Source organism: Streptomyces albus subsp. chlorinus, assembly GCF_013302895.1.
Taxonomy (GTDB): domain Bacteria; phylum Actinomycetota; class Actinomycetes; order Streptomycetales; family Streptomycetaceae; genus Streptomyces; species Streptomyces chlorinus.
Window position 1 is genome coordinate 2587184 of sequence record NZ_VJOK01000001.1, and the last position, 19469, is coordinate 2606652.

Annotated in this window: 14 protein-coding genes and 1 pseudogene; 7 read left to right on the forward strand and 8 right to left on the reverse strand. The window is 73.4% G+C overall.

Annotated features, from left to right (window positions below):
• Positions 1 to 364 (forward strand): annotated as a pseudogene (locus FM076_RS11625) (sugar phosphate isomerase/epimerase); the annotation flags it as partial.
• 25 nt (positions 365 to 389) lie between these two features.
• Here FM076_RS11625 and FM076_RS11630 read toward each other — a convergent pair.
• Positions 390 to 1838, reverse strand: coding sequence for a S28 family serine protease (locus tag FM076_RS11630; protein WP_173870048.1), 1449 nt, complete (start codon positions 1836 to 1838; stop codon positions 390 to 392).
• Positions 1839 to 1996: 158 nt separating this feature from the next.
• Between FM076_RS11630 and FM076_RS11635 the strand changes: the two genes are divergently transcribed.
• The gene (locus FM076_RS11635; RefSeq protein ID WP_173870050.1) at positions 1997 to 2494 is read left to right on the forward strand and encodes an NUDIX domain-containing protein; all 498 of its coding nucleotides are present in this window, start codon (positions 1997 to 1999) and stop codon (positions 2492 to 2494) included.
• Positions 2495 to 2516: 22 nt separating this feature from the next.
• Here the strand turns inward: FM076_RS11635 and FM076_RS11640 are convergent, their stop codons facing one another.
• Together FM076_RS11640 and FM076_RS11645 are read right to left on the reverse strand one after the other, a co-directional pair.
• Positions 2517 to 6359: an ABC transporter transmembrane domain-containing protein gene (locus FM076_RS11640; protein ID WP_173870052.1), complete on the reverse strand. Its 3843-nt coding sequence runs from the start codon at positions 6357 to 6359 to the stop codon at positions 2517 to 2519.
• A 130-nt stretch (positions 6360 to 6489) separates the two neighbouring features.
• Complete coding sequence (locus FM076_RS11645; RefSeq protein WP_173870054.1) at positions 6490 to 7575, reverse strand: esterase-like activity of phytase family protein; 1086 nt, start codon at positions 7573 to 7575, stop codon at positions 6490 to 6492.
• Positions 7576 to 7990: 415 nt separating this feature from the next.
• On the opposite strand from FM076_RS11645, the gene FM076_RS11650 reads away from it, so the two are divergent.
• A complete protein-coding gene (locus FM076_RS11650; RefSeq protein ID WP_173870056.1) occupies positions 7991 to 8473 on the forward strand; it encodes a VOC family protein in 483 nt (160 codons plus the stop codon).
• A 98-nt stretch (positions 8474 to 8571) separates the two neighbouring features.
• Here FM076_RS11650 and FM076_RS11655 read toward each other — a convergent pair whose 3' ends face one another.
• Together FM076_RS11655 and speB are read right to left on the reverse strand one after the other, a co-directional pair.
• Positions 8572 to 8868, reverse strand: coding sequence for a helix-turn-helix domain-containing protein (locus FM076_RS11655; RefSeq protein ID WP_173870058.1), 297 nt, complete (start codon positions 8866 to 8868; stop codon positions 8572 to 8574).
• Positions 8869 to 9339: 471 nt separating this feature from the next.
• Complete coding sequence (gene speB / locus FM076_RS11660; RefSeq protein ID WP_173870060.1) at positions 9340 to 10341, reverse strand: agmatinase; 1002 nt, start codon at positions 10339 to 10341, stop codon at positions 9340 to 9342.
• 112 nt (positions 10342 to 10453) lie between these two features.
• Between speB and FM076_RS11665 the strand changes: the two genes are divergently transcribed.
• Entirely contained in the window at positions 10454 to 11278 is an 825-nt protein-coding gene (locus FM076_RS11665; RefSeq protein ID WP_173870062.1) for a phosphatase, read from the forward strand.
• Here FM076_RS11665 and tesB read toward each other — a convergent pair.
• The 3 genes from tesB to FM076_RS11680 all read right to left on the reverse strand — a co-directional run bounded on the left by tesB (position 11245) and on the right by FM076_RS11680 (position 14301).
• Positions 11245 to 12192, reverse strand: coding sequence for an acyl-CoA thioesterase II (gene tesB / locus FM076_RS11670; protein WP_173870064.1), 948 nt, complete (start codon positions 12190 to 12192; stop codon positions 11245 to 11247). The genes FM076_RS11665 and tesB overlap by 34 nt on opposite strands.
• Positions 12193 to 12238: 46 nt before the next feature.
• A complete protein-coding gene (locus FM076_RS11675) occupies positions 12239 to 13396 on the reverse strand; it encodes an acyl-CoA dehydrogenase family protein (RefSeq protein ID WP_173870065.1) in 1158 nt (385 codons plus the stop codon).
• A 188-nt stretch (positions 13397 to 13584) separates the two neighbouring features.
• Positions 13585 to 14301 carry an SACE_7040 family transcriptional regulator gene (locus FM076_RS11680; protein ID WP_173870067.1) on the reverse strand — a complete coding sequence of 239 codons (717 nt, stop codon included), beginning with the start codon at positions 14299 to 14301 and terminating at the stop codon, positions 13585 to 13587.
• A 160-nt stretch (positions 14302 to 14461) separates the two neighbouring features.
• Here FM076_RS11680 and FM076_RS11685 point away from each other — a divergent pair, with 160 nt between their 5' ends.
• From FM076_RS11685 to FM076_RS11695, 3 genes are all read left to right on the forward strand, one after another.
• Complete coding sequence (locus tag FM076_RS11685) at positions 14462 to 16138, forward strand: carboxyl transferase domain-containing protein (protein WP_173874679.1); 1677 nt, start codon at positions 14462 to 14464, stop codon at positions 16136 to 16138.
• A 103-nt stretch (positions 16139 to 16241) separates the two neighbouring features.
• Positions 16242 to 18446, forward strand: a complete 2205-nt coding sequence (locus FM076_RS11690) for a biotin carboxylase N-terminal domain-containing protein (protein WP_173870069.1) — start codon at positions 16242 to 16244, stop codon at positions 18444 to 18446.
• Positions 18443 to 19468, forward strand: coding sequence for a hydroxymethylglutaryl-CoA lyase (locus FM076_RS11695; RefSeq protein WP_173870071.1), 1026 nt, complete (start codon positions 18443 to 18445; stop codon positions 19466 to 19468). Before FM076_RS11690 ends, FM076_RS11695 begins: the two co-directional genes overlap by 4 nt.
• Position 19469 lies beyond the last annotated feature (1 nt).

Consider the following 19469-nt stretch of genomic DNA (forward strand, 5'->3'; position numbering starts at 1 on the left):
GGTCGGCCACCCGGCCGCCGGCGCCCTGTGGGACGTGATGCACACCTGGCGCGGCGGCGAGGACCCCATGACGACCCACGCGGCGCTCGCCCCCCACCTGGGCTACGTCCAGGTCAAGGACATCGCCTCGCGCGAGGACACCACACCGCTGCCGCCCGGTGAGGGAATCCTGCCGCTGGCCCAGGTGGTGGAGGTGCTCACCAGGGCCGCGGACGCGCTGACGCCCGCCCCCGGCGAGGGGACGGGCGTCGAGTGGCTGTGCTGGGAGTACGAGAAGCGCTGGTACCCCGGTGTGCGCGAGCTGCCTCAGCTGCTGCCCGGTGTCCGCGCCCATCTGCTGGAGCTGCTGGCCGACGCGGCCTGAGCATGCCGCGCCGCCCCGGGAAGCGTCAGGGGCGCAGCCGCATCTCGTCCTTCTGCGGCCTGTCCAGCTTCTTGTCGTAGGCCGTCAGCCGCTTCGGCGCGGCGTCCGGGCCGGTCTTGAGGCCCGCGAACCTCATCAGCATGCGGGTGGCCTCGGCCCGGTCGTCCTCCTTCAGGTGGGCGATCTTCGCGCCGTGGTTCTGCCCCGGCGCCCAGAAGACCGCCGTGTCCTTGGTGTGCCGTCCGGGGCGGAACGGCTCGGCGCCCCAGGGGTCGTTCTCGCCGTAGATGTAGAGCATCTGCGAGGAGTCGTGGCGCACCCAGCGGTCGATGTCGCGCATCGCCTTGTCGTGCTTGTTGAAGCGCATCGGGATGTCACGCGGCACATAGGTGCGCGGTACGTTCAGCCCCGGGTACCTGCGCACGTCGTCCAGGAGCGGCTCCTCGTAGTCGGGGGAGCCCATCTGGGTGCCGGCCTGGTAGTAGTACGGGGTGTAGGGCAGCATGCCCTGGTCGGTGCCGGCCGACCAGCCGCCGATCTCGTCGGCCCACTTGTAGAGCGTGTCCGTGGAGGCGTCGGTGCCGGGCACCTGGTCGCACGCGCTCTCCAGGTGGTATTGCCAGTAGCCCCACACCAGGTCCTGGGCGACCAGTTCGAAGGCCTTGTCGGCGCTGCCCGCGAGTTCGAAGGTGTAGTCGTTCTCCTCGGCCCACTTCCTGATCCGGGGCACCATCTCGCCGCGCCGCTCGAAGATCTCGTGCTGCACGCTGTTGAGCCGGTCGCGGCACTGCTTGGAGCCGACGTTCGCGAAGAAGTCGTAGTAGGCGGAGTCCTCGTCGTTGCGCACGTCGTTGGGGGCGACGTAGGGGACGGTGCCGTCCATGTCCCGCGGGTAGAAGCGGCGGTAGTAGGTGGCCGTCATCCCGCCCTTGCTGCCGCCGGTCGCGATCCAGTTCTTGCCGTAGATCTTCTTGAGCGCCGTGTAGATGCGGTGCTGGTCGCTGGCCGCCTGCCAGATGGTCAGCTTCGACCAGTCGGCGGGCTCGGGCCGCGAGGGGGAGAAGAACCGGTACTCCATGGAGACCTGGTTGCCGTCCGTCAGCTGCGTCGGCTCGCTGCGGCTGGGGTTGGTGCTGAGGTTGTAGCCGCCGGTGAAGAAGACGGTCGGGCGGTCGGTGTCCCGGTGCAGGATGGAGATGCGCTGCTTGAACGTGCCCTTGCCCGGGTGCCGGTGGTCCACCGGCTGTTCGTAGTCGAGCAGGAAGAAGCGGTATCCGTCGACCGGCTTCTCCTCGATGAGGCTCATCCCGGGCACCGCGAGGATGCGGTCCTTGATGTCGGCCGAGCCGGCGGTCCTGCTGCCCGCCGTGTGGCCGGCCGGCTGTGCGGTGACGGCTCCCGCCGACGCGGTGCCGGCGCCGACGGTGCCTATGAGCACGGTCAACGACAGCAACCATCTGAGCGTTCTACGCATGCACCCTCCCCATACCTCGCCAGAAGTCGTCGTGAACCTATCGGCGTCCGTGCCGCACCGCCAGACCCCGGACGCCGCCACCTGTACGCATAAGGGAGAGCGCGCACCGCTGAGCGGTACCGAAACCCCCTTCGGCAGCGGGGGTTTACGCTGCGCCCATGACCGATCCCACCACTGAGCCCACGCCCGCCCCGCTGGCCACCGGCCCCCGCGGGATGCGGCTGCTGTCCTTCCACCGCGCCGACGAGGACGCCGACTTCCCCGAGGCACCCGTCCGCTACGTACTGCTGGTGGTCAGGCACGCGGGCCGCGTGCTGATGGTCCACGTGCGCGACCGCGCCTGCTGGGAGCTGCCCGGCGGCGGCATCGAGGAGGGCGAGACCCCGCGCCGGGCGGCGGTGCGCGAACTGCGCGAGGAGACCGGGCAGGTGGTGGACCCGGCCGCGCTGCGCTTCGTGGGCTTCACCAGGACGGCGCTGGGGCCGAAGCAGCGCGTCCTGTCCGGCGCCGTCTTCACCGGGGAGCTGACCGAGGTGCTCCCCTTCACCCCCACCGAGGAGATCTCCGCCCTCCACTGGCGCACCGGCGACGAACCGCTGCCCTACGGCGAGGTGCAGACGGTGGACGAGTACGTGGTGGGCCTGTGCGAGGGCTGAGGCGCCGCCCCGGGCGGCCGGCTCACACCACCGCGTGCTCCGAGTCGCCCTTGGCGCTCTGGCCGGCGAAGGTGCGCCACAGCGCGGCGTAGCGCCCGCCGCGGGCCACCAGTTCCTCGTGCGTCCCGTCCTCCACGACCCTCCCGTGGTCGAGGACGACGACGCGGTCGGCGCGCGCCGCGGTGGTCAGCCGGTGCGCGACCACCAGGGTGGTGCGGGAGCCGGCCAGCCGGTCGGTGGCCTGGTTGACGAGCGACTCGGTGGCCAGGTCCAGCGCGGCGGTCGCCTCGTCCAGCAGCAGGATCGCCGGGTCGACCAGTTCGGCGCGGGCGAGCGCGATCAACTGGCGCTGCCCCGCGGACAGGTTGCGGCCGCGCTCGTCCACCTCGTGCAGGTAGCCGCCCGGCAGCGAGGCGATCATGTCGTGCGCGCCCACGGCCCGCGCGGCGGCCTCCACCTCGGCGTCCGTCGCGTCCATCCTTCCGTAGGCGATGGCGTCGCGGACGGTGCCGGGGAACAGGTACGGCTCCTGGGGGACCACCCCGAGGCGGTGCCGGTAGGCCGTCAGGTCGAGTTCGCGCAGGTCGCGGCCGTCCACCAGGACGGCGCCGCGGCTCGGGTCGTAGAACCGGGGGACGAGCTTGACCAGGGTGGACTTGCCCGCTCCGGTCTCGCCGACGAAGGCCACGGTCTGCCCGGCCGGGATGGTCAGGTCGACGCCGGACAGCGCCTGCTCCTCGCCGGCCGCCCCCTCGGCCGCACCGGCCGGGTCCGCCGAGGTGTAGCGGAAGTACACGTCCCGGAAGGTGATCTCGCCCCGGACCGCCTCCGGGTCGCGCGGCGGGTCGGCCAGGGGGGTGCTGCTCTTCTCGCGCAGCAGCTCCTGGATGCGGCGCAGCGAGACGGCCGCCTGCTGGTAGCCGTCGAAGACCTGCGAGAGCTGCTGCACGGGGGCGAAGAACAGCTCGATGTAGAGCAGGTACGCCACCAGCGCGCCCGCGGTCAGGGTGCCGTTCTCGATCCGCCCGGCGCCGACCACCAGGACGGAGGCGGTCGCCAGGGAGGCGAGGAGCTGCACGAAGGGGAAGTAGACGGAGATCAGCCACTGCCCGCGCACCCGTGCCCGGCGGTATCCGTCGCTGCGCCGCTCGAACCGGTCGGCGCCGCGCTCCTCGCCGCGGAACGCCTGCACCATCCGCAGCCCGGCCACCGACTCCTGGAGGTCGGCGTTGACCACGCTGACCCGTTCGCGGGCCAGTTCGTACGCCTTGACGCTCTGCCGCCGGAAGAAGACCGTGCCGACGATCAGCAGCGGCAGCGTCGCGAAGACGACCAGGGCGAGCTGGAGGTCGATGAGCAGCAGGGCGCCCATGATGCCCAGGAAGGTGAAGAGCGAGACGACGGCGGTGACCAGTCCGGTCTGCAGGAAGGTGGAGAGCGCGTCCACGTCGGTGGTCATGCGCGTCATCACCGCGCCGGCCTGGTGCCGTTCGTAGTAGTCGAGTCCGAGGCGCTGGAGCTGCGCGAAGATCTTCACCCGCAGGGCGTACAGCACCCGCTCGCCGGTGCGCCCGGTCAGCAGCAGGGAGCCGACCTGCGCGCCCCACTGGGCGACGACCACGGCCAGCGCCAGCCCGGAGGCGACCCAGACGGCGCCCAGCGCGCCCTTCTCGACCCCGTTGTCGATGCCGTGCCGGATCAGCACCGGCAGCAGCAGCCCGAACCCGGCGTCCAGGGCCGCGAAGACGAGCGCGACCGCCAGGGCCGCGCCGAAACCGCGCAGCAGGCGCCGCAGCCCGTAGCTCTCCTCGGCGCGTTCGGCCTGGTCCTCGTCCACGTCGGGGGTGTCGTCGGCGGGCGGCAGCGCCGCCACCCTGGCGAGCAGTTCGGGGCTGCCGGGCAGCCCGGCCAGCTCCCCGGCGAAGGCGCCGGGGCGCCCCGCCTGCGCGGCGGTCACCCCCGCGGCGGCGCCGGTGCCGCCGGTGGCGGCCTCGTCCCCCGGCTCCTCCTCGCGCACCCACAGTTCGGGGGTGATCCCGCCGACGGTCCGGTGGGCGTGCCGCGCCGCCATCCCGGCCGGGTCGCGCTCCACCTCGCCCAGCTCGTCGGGGTCGGTCAGCAGCCGGCGGTAGAGGGCGCAGCGCTCGGTCAGCTCCTCGTGGGTGCCGATGTCGGCGAGCCGTCCCCCGTCGAGGACGGCGATGCGGTCGGCCAGCGCGAGGGTGGACTGCCGGTGGGCGATCAGCAGCGTGGTGCGGCCCGCCATCACCTCGCGCAGGGCCTCGTGGATCTCGTGCTCGACCCGGGCGTCGACCGCGGAGGTCGCGTCGTCGAGCAGCAGCAGACGCGGGTCGGTGAGCAGGGCGCGGGCGAGGGCTATGCGCTGGCGCTGCCCGCCGGAGAGCGTCAGCCCCTGCTCGCCGACGGCGGTCTCGTAGCCGTCGGGCAGCTCCGCGATGAAGCGGTCGGCCTGGGCGGCCTCGGCGGCGGCGCGGATCTGCGCGTCGGTGGCGTCGGGGGCGCCGTAGGCGATGTTCTCGCGGATGGTGGAGGAGAACAGGAAGGGGTTCTCCGGGACGAGGCCGATGGCGCCGCGCAGCGAGTCCAGTGTCAGCTCGCGCACGTCGTGCCCGCCCACGCGCACGGCGCCGCCCGTCACGTCGTAGTAGCGGGGCAGCAGCATCGAGACGGTGGACTTTCCGCTGCCGCTGGCGCCCACCAGGGCGACGGTCTCGCCGGGTTCGACGCGCAGGCTGAAGCCGTCCAGCACGGGGTTGCCCGGCGTGTAGCCGAAGGTGACGTCCTCGAACTCCACGGAGGCCTCGGCCGTCTTCGGCAGGGCGCGCGCGTGGGGGCTCTCGGCCATCTGCGGCTCGGTGTCGATCAGGTCGTAGACCCTCTCGACGCCGGCGCGCGCCTGCTGTCCGACGGTGAGCATCATCGCGAGCATCCGCACCGGGCCGACCAGTTGTGCGAGGTAGGTGGAGAACGCGACGAACGTGCCCAGGGTGATCTGCCCCCGGGTGGCCATCCAGCCGCCGAGCGCCAGCATGGCGACCTGGCCGAGCGAGGGCACGGCCTGGAGGACGGGGGTGTAGCGGGCGTTGAGGCGTACGGTGCGCAGCCGCCCGGCGAACAGCCTGCGGCCGGCCGCCCGCAGCTTGCCGGTCTCCTGCGCCTCCTGACCGAAGCCCTTGACCACCCGCACGCCGCCGACCGCGCCGTCCACCACGGAGGCGACCGCACCGGCCTGCTGCTGCGCGTACCAGGTCGCGGGGAAGAGGCGCTTGCGGCTGAGGTCGGCGACCCACCACAGCAGCGGGAAGACGGCCAGCGACACGACGGTCAGCAGCGGCGAGAGGACGAACATCACGATCAGCGCCAGCAGGAACAGCAGCACGTTGCCGATCATCATGGGCAGCATGAACAGCAGGCTCTGCACGAGCTGGAGGTCGCTGGTGCCGCGCCCGACGACCTGGCCGGTGGACAGCTCGTCCTGGCTGCGGCCGTCCAGCCGCACCAGGGAGCGGTACATCTCGGTCCGCAGGTCGTGCTGGACGTCGAGCGCGAGCCGCCCGCCGTAGTAGCGGCGGGCGTAGGTGAGGACGTAGACGGCGACGGCGGCGGCGATCAGCAGCCCGATCCACGTCCACAGGCTGCCCCGGCCGCCGACCACCACGTCATCAATGATGATCTTGGTCAGCAGCGGGACCAGGGCCATGACCGCCATGCCGCCGAGCGAGGCGCCCAGCGCGAGCACCACGGCCCGCTTGTACCGCCAGCAGTACCCGGCCAGCCGCCGGGCCCACCCCGGTCCGCCCGGAGCCTCCGGGGTGTCCGGCGCTCCCGCGCTGTCCTTGGTCACGATGGTCCCTGTCCCTTCGCCGCGGCTCTCCCTGCGGAAAGCCCAACATCACAGGATCAGGTTTTCATCCCGGCAGCGCACCGTTCCGGCCGTCGCGGGCCCCTCGCGGAGCCGGTGCGTTTCGGCCGGGTCAGGAGCGCGGAAGGCGGGCGGTGAGGCGGTAGAGGCGGGTGAGCTGATGGGGGCTCTCGTTGTCGTCGCTGGCCAGCAGGAGCCGCAGCCGGCCGGGCGCGCGGCCGGTCACCGCGAGGGCCTCGATGTTGTCCAGCAGCGGGTTGGGCTGCGGCGACGGGCTGGGGGCGCCCAGGTCGGGGCAGTCACCGAGATCGGCCAGCAGGGTCTTGCGCAGCGGCCGTACGCCGCCGGGGCCGGTGGAGAGCCTCTCGACGCCGCTGACGTCGCTCGCGTGCCGCGGGTCGGCGAGGTACAGGCGGATGGTGTTGGCCCGCGTGGCCGCGTCGTAACCGCGTTCGAGGACGAGGAGGCGGCCTTCTCCGGTGGCGGCGATCTCGGCCACACCGAGCCGGGGGTCGAGGGGGTAGGCCCACTGGGCGGCGGGGACGGCGTCCCGGCCCAGCCGCCAGTTCTGGAACCGCACCAGTGGCCGCCCCGCGCGGTCCGTGCCGTCGCCGTCCAGCGGCCCCTCCATGGAGGCCGTCACGGTCCGCCCGCCGTGCGAGGCCGTCAGCCCTTCGAACGTCTGGTTGGACCGGGCGCGTCCCGCGGGCTCCACCCGCAGTTCCCCCGGCACCGGCAGCCGCTCCCCGGTGAAGGTGCCGTCCGCCTCGTACCGTCCGATCGACGGCTCCGTCTCGGAGGTCACCAGCCGGGTGCCGCCCCGTTCGACGACCAGCCCCTCCGCGTCCAGCGGCGCCCCGGCCCCGTCCGCGAGTGACACCCCGCCGACCGTCCGCGCGTGCGGCGCGGACCGGTGCCCGGACACCTGAAGGGTGAAGAGCGCGGAGCGGTCGGAGAGGGCGGCGACGTGCCCGTCCCCGTCGGGTGCGAGCGCGGAGATCCCCGCCACGGGCAGACCGTGGAAGCGCGTCTTGTCGAGCGCGTCGGAGTAGCCGTTGAGCGCGACGGAGGGCGAACAGGCATGCCCCTGGGGCGGCTTGTGCCCGGGAGCGGACCGCGCGGCGGCCGTCTGGGCGGTGACACAGCCGGCCAGGGCGGCGGCAGCGGTCAGCACAGCGAGCGGGACACGGACACGCATGGGGACCTCTTCCCGGTGGACGGCGGCACGACGGCCGGCACGGTGATGCGGTACGGCGGTGACGCCCTACGGCGGTACGGCGGTGACGCCCTACGGCGGTACGGCGTGGTGCGGACGGCACCTTAGGGCGCGTCCGGTGAACCGGGGGTGGTGGGGGAACGACGGAGGGCGGAACAGGGGCCGGCGCGCCTCGTCGTCGAGGACAGGACCTGGCCGCGAGGGGTGTCACGGTGACTCCATGGGCAGAGGGGCGCCGGCAGTCCGGCCTCCGCCTCTCCTCGCGCACTCCGCCTCTCCCGCGCATGAGCACCCGCACACACCGCATATGTGGCGCATGCCGCCCGCATCGCAGACACCGCACACCGCACACCGCACACCGCACACCGCACACCGCACACGTCGAACGGAGCACCCGATGAGCCGTCACCTCCAGATCACCTTCGACGCCCACGATCCGCGGGCGCTGTCGGTCTTCTGGGCCGAGGCCCTGGGCTACGTCCACCCCGGCCCGCCCGGGACGGACCTGCCCGGGAGCGCCGACCGGGCCCCGGTCGCGGAGGAGGTCTTCGCCGCCTGGGACGAGTTCCTGGCGCGCGTCGGCGTACCGGCAGAGCAGCGCACCGCGAAGGCGGCTCTCGAGGACCCGGAGGGCCACGGTCCGCGCCTGTTCTTCCAGCAGGTGCCGGAGGACAAGGTCGCCAAGAACCGGGTGCACCTCGACGTCCGCGCGGCCCCCGGGCTGGAGGGGGAGGAACGGATGGCGGCGCTGGAGGCGGCGTGCGCGCGGCTCGTCGCGCTGGGTGCCTCGCGGGTGAGCCGCCACGAGCCCGCTCCCCCGCTGAGTGCCGGCTTCCTCGTGCTGGCCGACCCGGAGGGCAACGAGTTCTGCCTGGACTGACGCCGCCCGGCCGCGCGCCCACCGCCGACGGCAGCCGGCGACGACGCCCGGCGACGGTGCCCGGCAGCGGCCCGCCGCCGGGCACCCGGAGCGGGGCGCTAGGCGACCGCGGCCTGTTCGGGTTCCTCGCTCCTGGTGTCCGGCACGGCGGTGACGGCCGCGCACCGCTCCGCGATCTCGTCGAGTTCCAGGCCGAGCGCGCTCGCCACGGCCGCGATGGTGAAGAAGGCGGGGGTGGGCGCGCGACCCGTCTCGATCTTGCGGAGCGTCTCGGCGGAGACACCGGCCGCCGCGGCGACCTCCGTCATGCTGCGCTCGCCCCGCGCCTCGCGGAGGAGCGCACCCAGATAGCGGCCGCGTTCGTGTTCCAGCGGCGTGAGAGGGGTCCGAACCATGCCGTGATGGTAACCGCCGCGGCACGGAAACCGGTATAAGAATCGACGCCCTCGGGGCCGCGGCCCGCGCATGCGTGCCCGGGAGAGCAGTGGTGACCGGTGACGGCCGGGGAGAGCTTCCGCTCCTCCCGTGCCGCCCCGGTCACCGGCGGCGCGTCCCTGGGTGCGCTCAGGCCGGCACCCCCCACGAGGCCGACTCTGCCAGCGCGCCGCGCCGCCATCCCGCGCGGGATCGCTCCTGCAGTCTGACGAGAACTTCCACGGAATGCACATCGACCGATCAAATTAGGTAACGTCCCGTATTAAATCAGTGGCGTTCCGTGACCGACCGGACAGATCGGGGCTGTTCGTCAAGTCCACGCCGACCTGCGTGGTTCGCCCCGCCGCATCCGGTTCCCCGCGCAAATGCGTACGGACGCGCGGAAGCGCCCGGCCCCGAACACGGCCAAAACCCGCTGCTTCACCCCCGGCTCAGGCGTCGCGCCCGGCCGCGATCTGCCGCGTCATCAGGGTCGTCAGCTCGTACGCCGTGTGCGAGGCGGCGACAGAGGTGATCTCCGCGTGGTCGTAGGCGGGCGCGACCTCCACCAGATCGGCCGAGATCAGGTTGCAGTCGGACAGTCCGCGCAGGACCTCCAGCAGCTCCCGCGAGGTGAGCCCGCCCGCCTCCGGGGTGCCCGTACCGGGCGCGTGGGCGGGGTCGAGGACGTCGATGTCCACCGAGACGTACAGCGGACGGGAACCGATGCGCTGCCGCAGCTGGTCGACGACCTCGTCCACGCCGCGCCGCATCACATCGGCGGACGTGACGATGCCGAAGCCCATCTTGGCGTCGTCGTCCAGGTCGCGCTTGCCGTACAGCGGGCCGCGGGTGCCCACGTGGGAGAGCGCGGAGGTGTCGAGCAGGCCCTCCTCCACGGCGCGCCGGAAGGGGGTGCCGTGCGTGTAGGGAGCGCCGAAGTAGGTGTCCCAGGTGTCCAGGTGCGCGTCGAAGTGCAGCAGGGCGACAGGGCCGTGCTCGCGGGCCATCGCGCGCAGCAGGGGCAGCGCGATGGTGTGGTCGCCGCCGAGCGTCATCAGCCGCGAGCCCGCCCCGAGCAGCTCGCCGGCCGCCTGCTCGACCGTCTCCATGGCCTCGTTGATGTCGAACGGGTTGACGGCGACGTCCCCCGCGTCCGCGACCTGCGCCAGCGCGAAGGGGGCCGCGTCCTGCGCCGGGTTGTAGGGCCGCAGCAGCCGGGACGCCTCGCGGATGGCGTTACCGCCGAAGCGGGCTCCCGGGCGGTAGGAGACCCCGGTGTCGAACGGGACGCCCACCACCGCCACGTCCGCGCGGCCGTCCGTCTCGTCGATCCGGGGCAGCCGTGCGAAGGTGGCGGGCCCGGCGTAGCGGGGCACGCGGGAGGAGTCGACCGGACCCCGCGGCGTCCGCGCGGCGGCAGAGGGCGTCTCAGATATGTCGCTGCTGGTCATGACGTCGAGCCTAGGCGGAACCCGCCGCCGGGCCGTTGGCCGGATGTGCGGAGCGTACGCCGCGTTTTGGACACTCCGTCCATCGCGCTTCCGTACGAGACACAATGGCTCCATGCCACAGCCTCTCTTGCCCGTGTCGCTCCCCCTCCCGCTGCCCGAGGCGCCCACCCGCGACGAGCTGATCAGCCACCTGGTGCGCACCCGGATCGCGGGCGAGGTCGCCACACCGCGGGAGAACAACCTCTCCCACTACCGCAAGCTCGCCAACGGCGACCGCCACTACTGGCTCGGCCTGGAGCTGGGCGAGCGCTGGGCGGACGAACAGGACGTGCTGGCGGTCATGGCGGAGCGCTGCGGCGTCAACGACGACCCGGACTACCGCACCGGCCAGGACACCATCGACCCGGAGCTGACCGTCGGCGCCCTGGACCGGGCGGCGGCCGAGCTGCGCAAGGCCGCCGAGGCCCGGGGCCGGGTGCTGTTCGCGACCGGGCACCCGGGCGCGCTGCTCGACCTGCACGGCGCCCTGGCGACCGCACTGCGCGCGGTGGGGTGCGAGATCGTCCGCTCCCCGCTGCGGGTCTTCGCCGACGAGGGCGTCATCGTGCAGTTCCAGGGCGTCGCCGTCTACGAGCGGGGCGCCTCCCTGTGGCACACCCACTCCCCCGAACCCATGGCAGGCGTCCTGCACGGACTGGAGCAGGCCGGGGAGCCGCTGCCCGACCTGGTGGTGGCCGACCACGGCTGGGCCGGGCGCGCGGCCCAGCACGGGCTGACCACGGTGGGCTTCGCGGACTGCAACGACCCCGCGCTCTTCCTCGGCGAGGCGGAGGGCACCCTGGAGGTCACCGTGCCGCTGGACGACCACGTGGTCGACCCGCGCTTCTACGAGCCGATGACCGCCTACCTGCTGGCAGCCGCCGGACTGACGGGCTGATCCGGCCCTCCCCCGCCGGCCGCCCCGCCCTCCCGGCGCGGCACCCGGACGACGCCCTCCTGGATGACGGAGACGACCAGCCGGCCGTCCCGGGTGAAGATCCGCCCCTTGGCCAGGCCCCTGCCGCCCTGGGCCGTGGGTGAGGACTGGTCGTAGAGCAGCCACTCGTCCGCGCGGAAGGGACGGTGGAACCACATGGCGTGGTCCAGGCTGGCCCCCACCACGTCACCGACCGCCCAGCCGCCCCGGCCGTGCGCGAGCAGCACCGAGTCCAGCAGCGTCATGTCGGAGACGTAGGTGGCCAGACAGATGTGCAGCGTCGGGTCGTCCAGCTCGCCGTCCAGCTTCCCGTTGGTGCGGAACCACACCTGGGAGCGGGGTTCTCCCGGGCGGCCCACCCTGCCGAAGGGCGGCTCCTCGACGTACCGCAGGTCGACCGCGGCGCGCGCCCGCAGCAGCCGCTCGGGCACCTTCGGGTCGGTGAACAGGGAGCGGTAGCGCGGCAGGATCTCCTCCGCCGTCGGCAGCGTCTCCGGGTCGGGCGCCCGCGGCATCGGCTCCTGGTGCTCCAGCCCCTCCTCGTGCACCTGGAAGGAGGCCGACAGGTGGAAGACCGGCTGCCCGTGCTGCACGGCCACCACCCGGCGGGTGGTGAAGGAGCGCCCGTCGCGGATCCGGTCGACCGTGTAGACGATGGACGCCCCCGGGTCGCCGGGCCGCAGGAAGTACGAGTGCAGGGAGTGCGGCAGCCTCCCCTCGGGGACGGTACGGCAGGCGGCGACCAGCGCCTGCGCCGCGACCTGGCCGCCGAAGACCCGGGGGACGAGGGAGGCCCGGCTGCTGCCGCGGAAGATGTCCTGCTCGATCCGCTCCAGGTCGAGCAGATCGAGCAGTGACGTCAGTTCTTCGCTCATGCGGGTGATTGTGCCGAGGACCGGCCGGACGGCGTTACGGCGCGGATCACAGCCCCATCGACTTCGCGACGATGGAACGCATGACCTCGCTGGTGCCTCCGTAGATCCGCGAGACCCGGGTGTCCGCGTACAGGCTCGCGATGGGGTACTCCAGCATGTAGCCGTAACCGCCGTGCAACTGGAGGCACTTGTCGATCACGCGGGCCGCCAGTTCGGTGGTGAACAGCTTGGCGGAGGCGGCGTCGGCGGGGGTCAGCTCACCCGCGTCCAGCGCCTCCAGGGCGCGGTCGCAGACCGCCTGCATGGCGTCCACGTCGGACTTGCAGTCGGCGAGCACGAACTTGGTGTTCTGGAAGGAGGCGACCTCCTTGCCGAAGACCGTGCGCTCCTTGACGTAACTGTGCGCGAAGCGCACGGCGGCGGCGGACTGCGCGTAGGCGCCGATGGCGATGCCGAGCCGCTCCTGCGGCAGGTTGTGGGTGAGGTAGGAGAACGCCTTGCCCTCCTCGCCCAGCAGGTCCTCCACCGGCACCTTCACATCGGCGAAGGACAGCTCGGCGGTGTCCGAGGCCCGCAGCCCGAGCTTGTCCAGCTTCCGCCCGACCGCGTAGCCCTCGCTCCTGGTGTCCACCACCAGGATGGAGATGCCGCCGCGCCGGTCCTCGGGGGTGGGAGGCGCGGTGCGGGCGCACACCAGCACGCGGTCGGCCTGGACGCCGCCGGTGATGAACGTCTTGGCGCCGTTGAGGACGTAGTGGGTGCCATCCTCGGAGAGCTTGGCCGTGGTCTTCATCCCGGCCAGGTCCGAGCCGGTGCCGGGCTCGGTCATGGCGATGGCGGTCATCATCTCGCCGGAGACGAAGGACGGCAGCCAGCGCCGCTTCTGCTCCTCGTTGGCGTACTTGAGGAGGTAGGGGAGGCAGAGCGCGGTGTGCACGCTGGAGCCCCCGAAACTGACACCCGCGCGGGCGCACTCCTCGGTGATGACGGCGTTGTACTTGAAGCTCGTCTCCCCCGCGCCGCCGTACTCCTCGGGCACCTCGATGCCGAAGACGCCCAGCTCGCCCAGCTTCTTGTACAGCTCACGCGGCACATAGCCCTGTTCGGCCCACTGGGGGTAGTACGGCACGACCTCGGCCGCGATGAAGTCGCGGATCGTCCGGCGGAACGCTTCGTGGTCCTCGTTGAACACCGTGCGGCGCACAGCACGCCTCCTCGTCATCGCGGCAGCAGCCTGGGCCCGGACGTGGCTAAGCGCTTGCTCAGCCTTCCGGGGTCAAAGCTACCGAGGGGTCACCTGCCTGTCCAGAGCGGACGCCCGCACACTCCCGGCCGGCCAGGCGGGACGGCCGCACCCGGCCCGCCCCTTCCGCTCCCGCGCCGTGCCCGCTGTCACCCCTCGCGCGGGGCCGTCTCGGCCGTTTCCCGCGCGGGGGACGCGCCTTGCGCGGGGTCCGCCGCTTGCGCCGGGTTCACCGCTGGCACGGGGGGCGTCGCATGCGCGGGGGACGCCGCGGAGAAGGCGCCGCGGGCGAGGCGGTGCAGCAGGGCCGCCGTCGTCTCCCGGTCCGGCAGCGCGGAGGGGCCACTCAGATGCGGCGTCGAGTTGAGCAGCCCGAAGACCGTGTGCACGGCGACGCGGGCCTCCAGCTCGGTCAGCCGGGGGTAGACCGCGCGGACGGTGGAGACCCACAGCTCGACGTACTGCCGCTGGAGCTTGCGCACCTGCTTGCGGTCGGCCTCCGGGAGCCTGTCCAGCTCCCGGTCGTGCAGGGTGATCAGCTCGCGGTCGTCGAGGGCGAAGTCGATGTGCCCCTCGATCAGCGCGTCCAGCGCGGCCTCCGGCGCGAGCCCCGCCTCCCGGGACTCCTGGGACCTGCGCCGCCCGCCCTCGTAGAGCCGCTCGCTGATGCCGACCAGCAACTCGGCCAGCATCGCGTCCTTGCCCGCGAAGTGGCGGTAGAGGCCGGGGCCGCTGATGCCGACGGCGGCTCCTATCTCGTCGACCCCCACGCCGTGGAAGCCCCGCTCGGCGAAGAGCCGCGCGGCCTCCCGCAGGATCTGCTCCCGTCGGCTCGGGGTGGCCGCGCCTGCCGTCCTCGTGCTCATGCGGACCATTCTAGACAGCCCGGGTTAGTCGGCGTTAACCTGGAGGAGACCGGTTAACGACCACTAACACGAGCGCCGGGCGCCGGCGCCGCCCGGCCGGTGGCGCGGTGGCGGAAGCGGGTGGAGCGTGGAGTTCGTGCGAGCGAGGGGGCTGGCCGGAATGGACGAGCAGACGGTGCGGGACGTGAGCGGGTACGGCCCCGCCGCGCCCCGCCTGGTGAGCGCCGTCGATCCGGACTCGGAGGCGGCGGCGGAGAACCGCAGGGCGCACCGCGAGCTGGCGGGCCGGCTCCGCGAGAAGCTGGCGCGCGCCCGGCTGGGCGGCGGCGCCCGGGCCCGCGAGCGGCACACGGCCCGCGGCAAACTGCTGCCGCGGGACCGGGTGGACACGCTGCTCGACCCGGGCTCCCCCTTCCTGGAGCTGTCGCCCCTGGCGGCGGACGGGATGTACGAGGACGCGGCGCCCGCGGCGGGCGTGATCGCCGGCATCGGCCGGGTCTCGGGCCGCGAGGCGGTGATCGTCGCCAACGACGCCACCGTCAAGGGCGGCACCTACTACCCGATGACGGTCAAGAAGCATCTGCGCGCCCAGGAGGTGGCGCTGGAGAACCGGCTGCCGTGCCTCTACCTGGTCGACTCCGGCGGCGCCTTCCTCCCCCTTCAGGACGAGGTCTTCCCCGACCGGGAGCACTTCGGGCGCATCTTCTACAACCAGGCGCGGATGTCCGCAGCCGGCATCCCGCAGATCGCCGCCGTCCTGGGCTCCTGCACGGCGGGCGGCGCCTACGTCCCGGCGATGAGCGACGAGGCGGTGATCGTGCGCGAGCAGGGCACGATCTTCCTGGGCGGCCCGCCGCTGGTGAAGGCCGCGACGGGCGAGGTGGTCACCGCCGAGGAGCTGGGCGGCGGGGAGACGCACGCGCGGATCTCCGGTGTGACCGACCACCTGGCCGAGGACGACGCGCACGCGCTGCGGATCGTCCGCCACATCGTCTCCACGCTGCCCGCCCCGCCCGGGCCGGGCGCCCTCCCCTGGCCGGTGCGCCCGGTGGAGGAGCCGGCGGTGGACCCCGCGGGGCTCTACGACGCCGTCCCCGTCGACTCGCGCACCCCCTACGACGTGCGCGAGGTGATCGCCCGCGTGGTGGACGGCTCCCGCTTCCAGGAGTTCAAGTCCGAGTACGGCACCACGCTGGTCACCGGGTTCGCCCACATCCACGGCCACCCGGTGGGCGTGGTGGCCAACAACGGCATCCTCTTCTCCGAGTCCGCCCAGAAGGGCGCCCACTTCATCGAGCTGTGCGACCAGCGCGGCATCCCGCTGCTCTTCCTGCAGAACATCTCGGGCTTCATGGTCGGCAAGGACTACGAGGCGGGCGGTATCGCCAAGCACGGCGCCAAGATGGTCACCGCGGTGGCCTGCGCCCGGGTGCCGAAGCTGACGGTGGTGATCGGCGGCTCCTACGGCGCCGGCAACTACTCGATGTGCGGGCGCGCCTACAGCCCCCGCTTCCTGTGGATGTGGCCCAACGCCAAGATCTCGGTGATGGGCGGTGAGCAGGCGGCGTCGGTGCTGGCCACCGTCAAACGCGACCAGTTGGAGGCGCGGGGCGAGGAGTGGAGCGCCGAGGCCGAGGAGGAGTTCCGCGCACCCATCCGCGCGCAGTACGAGAGCCAGGGCAACGCCTACTACGCCACGGCCCGGCTGTGGGACGACGGCGTGATCGACCCGCTGGAGACCCGGCAGGTGCTGGGCCTGGCCCTGACGGCCTGCGCCAACGCCCCGCTGCCGCACCGCGATCCGGAGGCGCCCCGCTTCGGCGTCTTCCGGATGTGAGGGGGCGGCCGTGGCACAGCTGACGGGAGGCCCGGGCGAGGGGACGAGGGCGGCGGCCCCTGCGGAGCGGTCCGGGGGCGGCGCGAGCGCGAGGAGAGGGTCGATGTTCGACACGGTGCTGGTGGCCAACCGCGGCGAGATCGCGGTGCGGGTGATCCGTACGCTGCGCGGGCTGGGGGTGCGCGCGGTCGCGGTCTACAGCGACGCGGACGCCGACGCCCGCCATGTGCGCGAGGCCGACACCGCGGTGCGGATCGGTCCCGCGGCGGCGGCCCGGAGCTATCTGGACATCGACCGGCTGCTGGAGGCGGCGCACCGCAGCGGCGCCCAGGCCGTCCACCCGGGCTACGGCTTCCTCGCGGAGAACGCGGAGTTCGCCCGGCGCTGCGCGGCGGCGGGCCTGGTCTTCGTCGGCCCGCCCGCCGAGGCCATCGAGCTGATGGGCGACAAGATCCGCGCCAAGGAGACGGTGCGCGCGGCGGGCGTCCCGGTGGTTCCGGGCTCCTCGGGCAGCGGGCTGTCCGACGGCGAACTGGCCGAGGCCGCCCGCGAGACGGGGCTCCCGGTGCTGCTCAAGCCGTCGGCGGGCGGCGGCGGCAAGGGCATGCGGCTGGTGCGGGACGAGGCGACGCTGCCCGACGAGATCGCTGCGGCGCGCCGCGAGGCCCGGGGCGCGTTCGGGGACGACGGGCTGCTGGTGGAGCGGTGGATCGACCGCCCCCGGCACATCGAGATCCAGGTGCTGGCGGACGGCCACGGCCGGGTGCTGCACCTCGGGGAGCGCGAGTGCTCCCTCCAGCGCCGTCACCAGAAGATCGTCGAGGAGGCGCCCAGCCCGCTGCTGGACGCGGCGACCCGCGCCGCGATGGGCGAGGCGGCGGCGGACGCGGCCCGCTCGTGCGGCTACCGGGGCGCGGGCACGGTCGAGTTCATCGTGCCGGGCGACGGCCTGGGGTCGTACTACTTCATGGAGATGAACACCCGCCTCCAGGTGGAGCACCCCGTCACCGAGCTGATCTGCGGGCTCGACCTGGTGGAGTGGCAGCTGCGCGTGGCCGCCGGGGAGCCGCTGCCCTTCGCACAGGAGGATATCCAGCTGAACGGACACGCGATGGAGGCCCGGATCTGCGCGGAGACCGCGCGCCTGGCGCCCTCCGGGGACCGGGTGGACTTCCTGCCCTCGGCCGGGCGGGTGCTGCTGCTGGAGGAGCCGCACGGCGAGGGTGTCCGCACCGACTCCGGGCTCACCCCCGGCACGGAGGTGGGCACGACGTACGACCCGATGCTCGCCAAGGTCATCGCCTGGGGCCCGGACCGGCCGGCGGCCCTGCGCGGACTACGGGCGGCCCTCGCCCGGACGACGGTACTGGGCGTCGACACCAACACCGCTTTCCTGCGCGGGCTCCTCGCCCATCCGGAGGTGGTCTCCGGCGATCTGGACACCGGCCTGGTGGACCGGGCGGCGCCCGCGCTGCTGCCGGACGGCGTGCCCGACGAGGTGTACGGCGCCGCCGCACTGCTGCGTCAGGCCGCGCTCGCCCCGGGCAGCCCGGACCCCTCCTCGCCCGCCGGGGAGGCGCGGGGCTGGGTGAGCCCGTTCTCCGAGCCGTCCGGCTGGCGGCTCGGCGGCGGGCGGGCGTGGACGGTGCACCATCTGCGGGTGCCGGGCCACGACCCGGTGGCGGTCCGCGTCCGGCCGGCCGCCCCCGACGGCAGGCGCCCCGAAGTGCCGGTGGCACCTGGCGAGATGGAGGTCAGTGTCGACGGGGCTCCCCCGGTCCGCGCCCGCCTGGCGCCGGGGCCGGCTGCCGACGGCCGGCCGGGGGGCGCGGGCGGAGAGACCACCGTCCGCCTCGACTGGGACGGCATGAGCCGGACCTTCACCCGGGCCCTGAGCCTGGACGGCGACGTGCCGGGCGTGTGGCTGGGCAGGGACGGCGAGGCCTGGCAGGTGCGCGGGCACGACCCGGTGGCGGCGGCCCTCCAGCGGGCCGGGGCCGGCCAGGGCGCCGACGCGCTGACCGCGCCCATGCCCGGCACCGTGACGCTGGTCAAGGCCGCGGTGGGCGACGAGGTGGCGGCCGGACAGAGCCTGCTGGTGGTGGAGGCCATGAAGATGGAGCACGTCATCACGGCCCCGCACGCCGGCCGGGTGACGGCACTCGATGTGACGGCGGGCAGCACCGTCGCCATGGACCAGGTGCTGGCCGTGGTCGACCCGTACGAGGACGGCGAGCCCGGCCCGGCCGGCGCGACGGGCCCGGCCGGCGCGACGGGCTCGGACAGTGCGATGGAGGCGGCGGGATGACGGACACCGACAGGACCCCGGGACTTCCCATGGTCCTCCCCCTGGAGGGCCTGCCCGCGCGGGTGCGGATCCACGAGGTCGGCCCCAGGGACGGGCTGCAGAACGAGAAGACGGTCGTCCCCGTCGCGGTGAAGGCCGAGTTCATCCGGCGGCTGGCCGCCGCCGGGCTGCGGACCATCGAGGCCACCAGCTTCGTGCACCCCAAGTGGGTGCCACAGCTCGCGGACGCCGAAGAGCTGTATCCCCGGCTGACCGGACAGGAGCTGGACGGGGTGCGGCTGCCGGTGCTGGTGCCCAACGCGCGGGGCCTGGAGCGGGCGCTGGCGCTGGGGGCGCGCGAGGTCGCGGTGTTCGCCAGTGCGACCGAGTCGTTCGCCAAGGCCAACCTCAACCGCACGGTGGACGGCGCGCTGGAGATGTTCGAGCCGGTGGTCTCCCGGGCCAAGCGGGAGGGGCTGGCGGTGCGCGGCTATCTGTCGATGTGCTTCGGCGACCCCTGGGAGGGACCGGTGCCCGTCACCCAGGTGGTGCGGGTGTGCCGGGCGCTGGCGCGGATGGGCTGCGACGAGCTGAGCCTGGGCGACACCATCGGCGTCGCCACGCCGGGCCATGTGCGCGCCCTCCTCACGGCGCTCGGTGAAGCGGGCCTGGGCGGAGAGTCGCCACGGCTGGCCGTCCACTTCCACGACACCTACGGCCAGGCCCTCTCCAACACCCTGGCCGCGCTCCAGCACGGCGTCACGACCGTGGACGCCTCGGCCGGCGGGCTGGGCGGCTGCCCGTACGCCAAGAGCGCCACCGGGAACCTCGCCACCGAGGACCTGGTCTGGATGCTGCACGGCCTCGGCATCGAGACGGGTGTCGACCTCGACCAGCTCAGCGCCACAAGCGTCTGGATGGCCGAACGCCTGGGCCGCCCCAGCCCCTCCCGCACGGTTCGCGCCCTCACCGGCCCGTGCCCCGCCCCCTCCCACCAGGAGACCCGGGATTCCGCGGACTCCCCGGACCCCAAGGAGCAGTGAC

Excerpts from the sequence above, each read along its gene's own strand:
- FM076_RS11680 (WP_173870067.1), bottom strand. The coding sequence starts at position 14,301 with ATGAGCACGAGGACGGCAGGCGCGGCCACCCCGAGCCGACGGGAGCAG.
- FM076_RS11695 (WP_173870071.1), top strand. The coding sequence starts at position 18,443 with ATGACGGACACCGACAGGACCCCGGGACTTCCCATGGTCCTCCCCCTG.
- FM076_RS11685 (WP_173874679.1), top strand. The coding sequence starts at position 14,462 with ATGGACGAGCAGACGGTGCGGGACGTGAGCGGGTACGGCCCCGCCGCG.
- FM076_RS11650 (WP_173870056.1), top strand. The coding sequence starts at position 7,991 with ATGAGCCGTCACCTCCAGATCACCTTCGACGCCCACGATCCGCGGGCG.
- FM076_RS11630 (WP_173870048.1), bottom strand. The coding sequence starts at position 1,838 with ATGCGTAGAACGCTCAGATGGTTGCTGTCGTTGACCGTGCTCATAGGC.
- speB (WP_173870060.1), bottom strand. The coding sequence starts at position 10,341 with ATGACCAGCAGCGACATATCTGAGACGCCCTCTGCCGCCGCGCGGACG.
- tesB (WP_173870064.1), bottom strand. The coding sequence starts at position 12,192 with ATGAGCGAAGAACTGACGTCACTGCTCGATCTGCTCGACCTGGAGCGG.
- FM076_RS11690 (WP_173870069.1), top strand. The coding sequence starts at position 16,242 with ATGTTCGACACGGTGCTGGTGGCCAACCGCGGCGAGATCGCGGTGCGG.
- FM076_RS11635 (WP_173870050.1), top strand. The coding sequence starts at position 1,997 with ATGACCGATCCCACCACTGAGCCCACGCCCGCCCCGCTGGCCACCGGC.
- FM076_RS11665 (WP_173870062.1), top strand. The coding sequence starts at position 10,454 with ATGCCACAGCCTCTCTTGCCCGTGTCGCTCCCCCTCCCGCTGCCCGAG.
- FM076_RS11655 (WP_173870058.1), bottom strand. The coding sequence starts at position 8,868 with ATGGTTCGGACCCCTCTCACGCCGCTGGAACACGAACGCGGCCGCTAT.
- FM076_RS11645 (WP_173870054.1), bottom strand. The coding sequence starts at position 7,575 with ATGCGTGTCCGTGTCCCGCTCGCTGTGCTGACCGCTGCCGCCGCCCTG.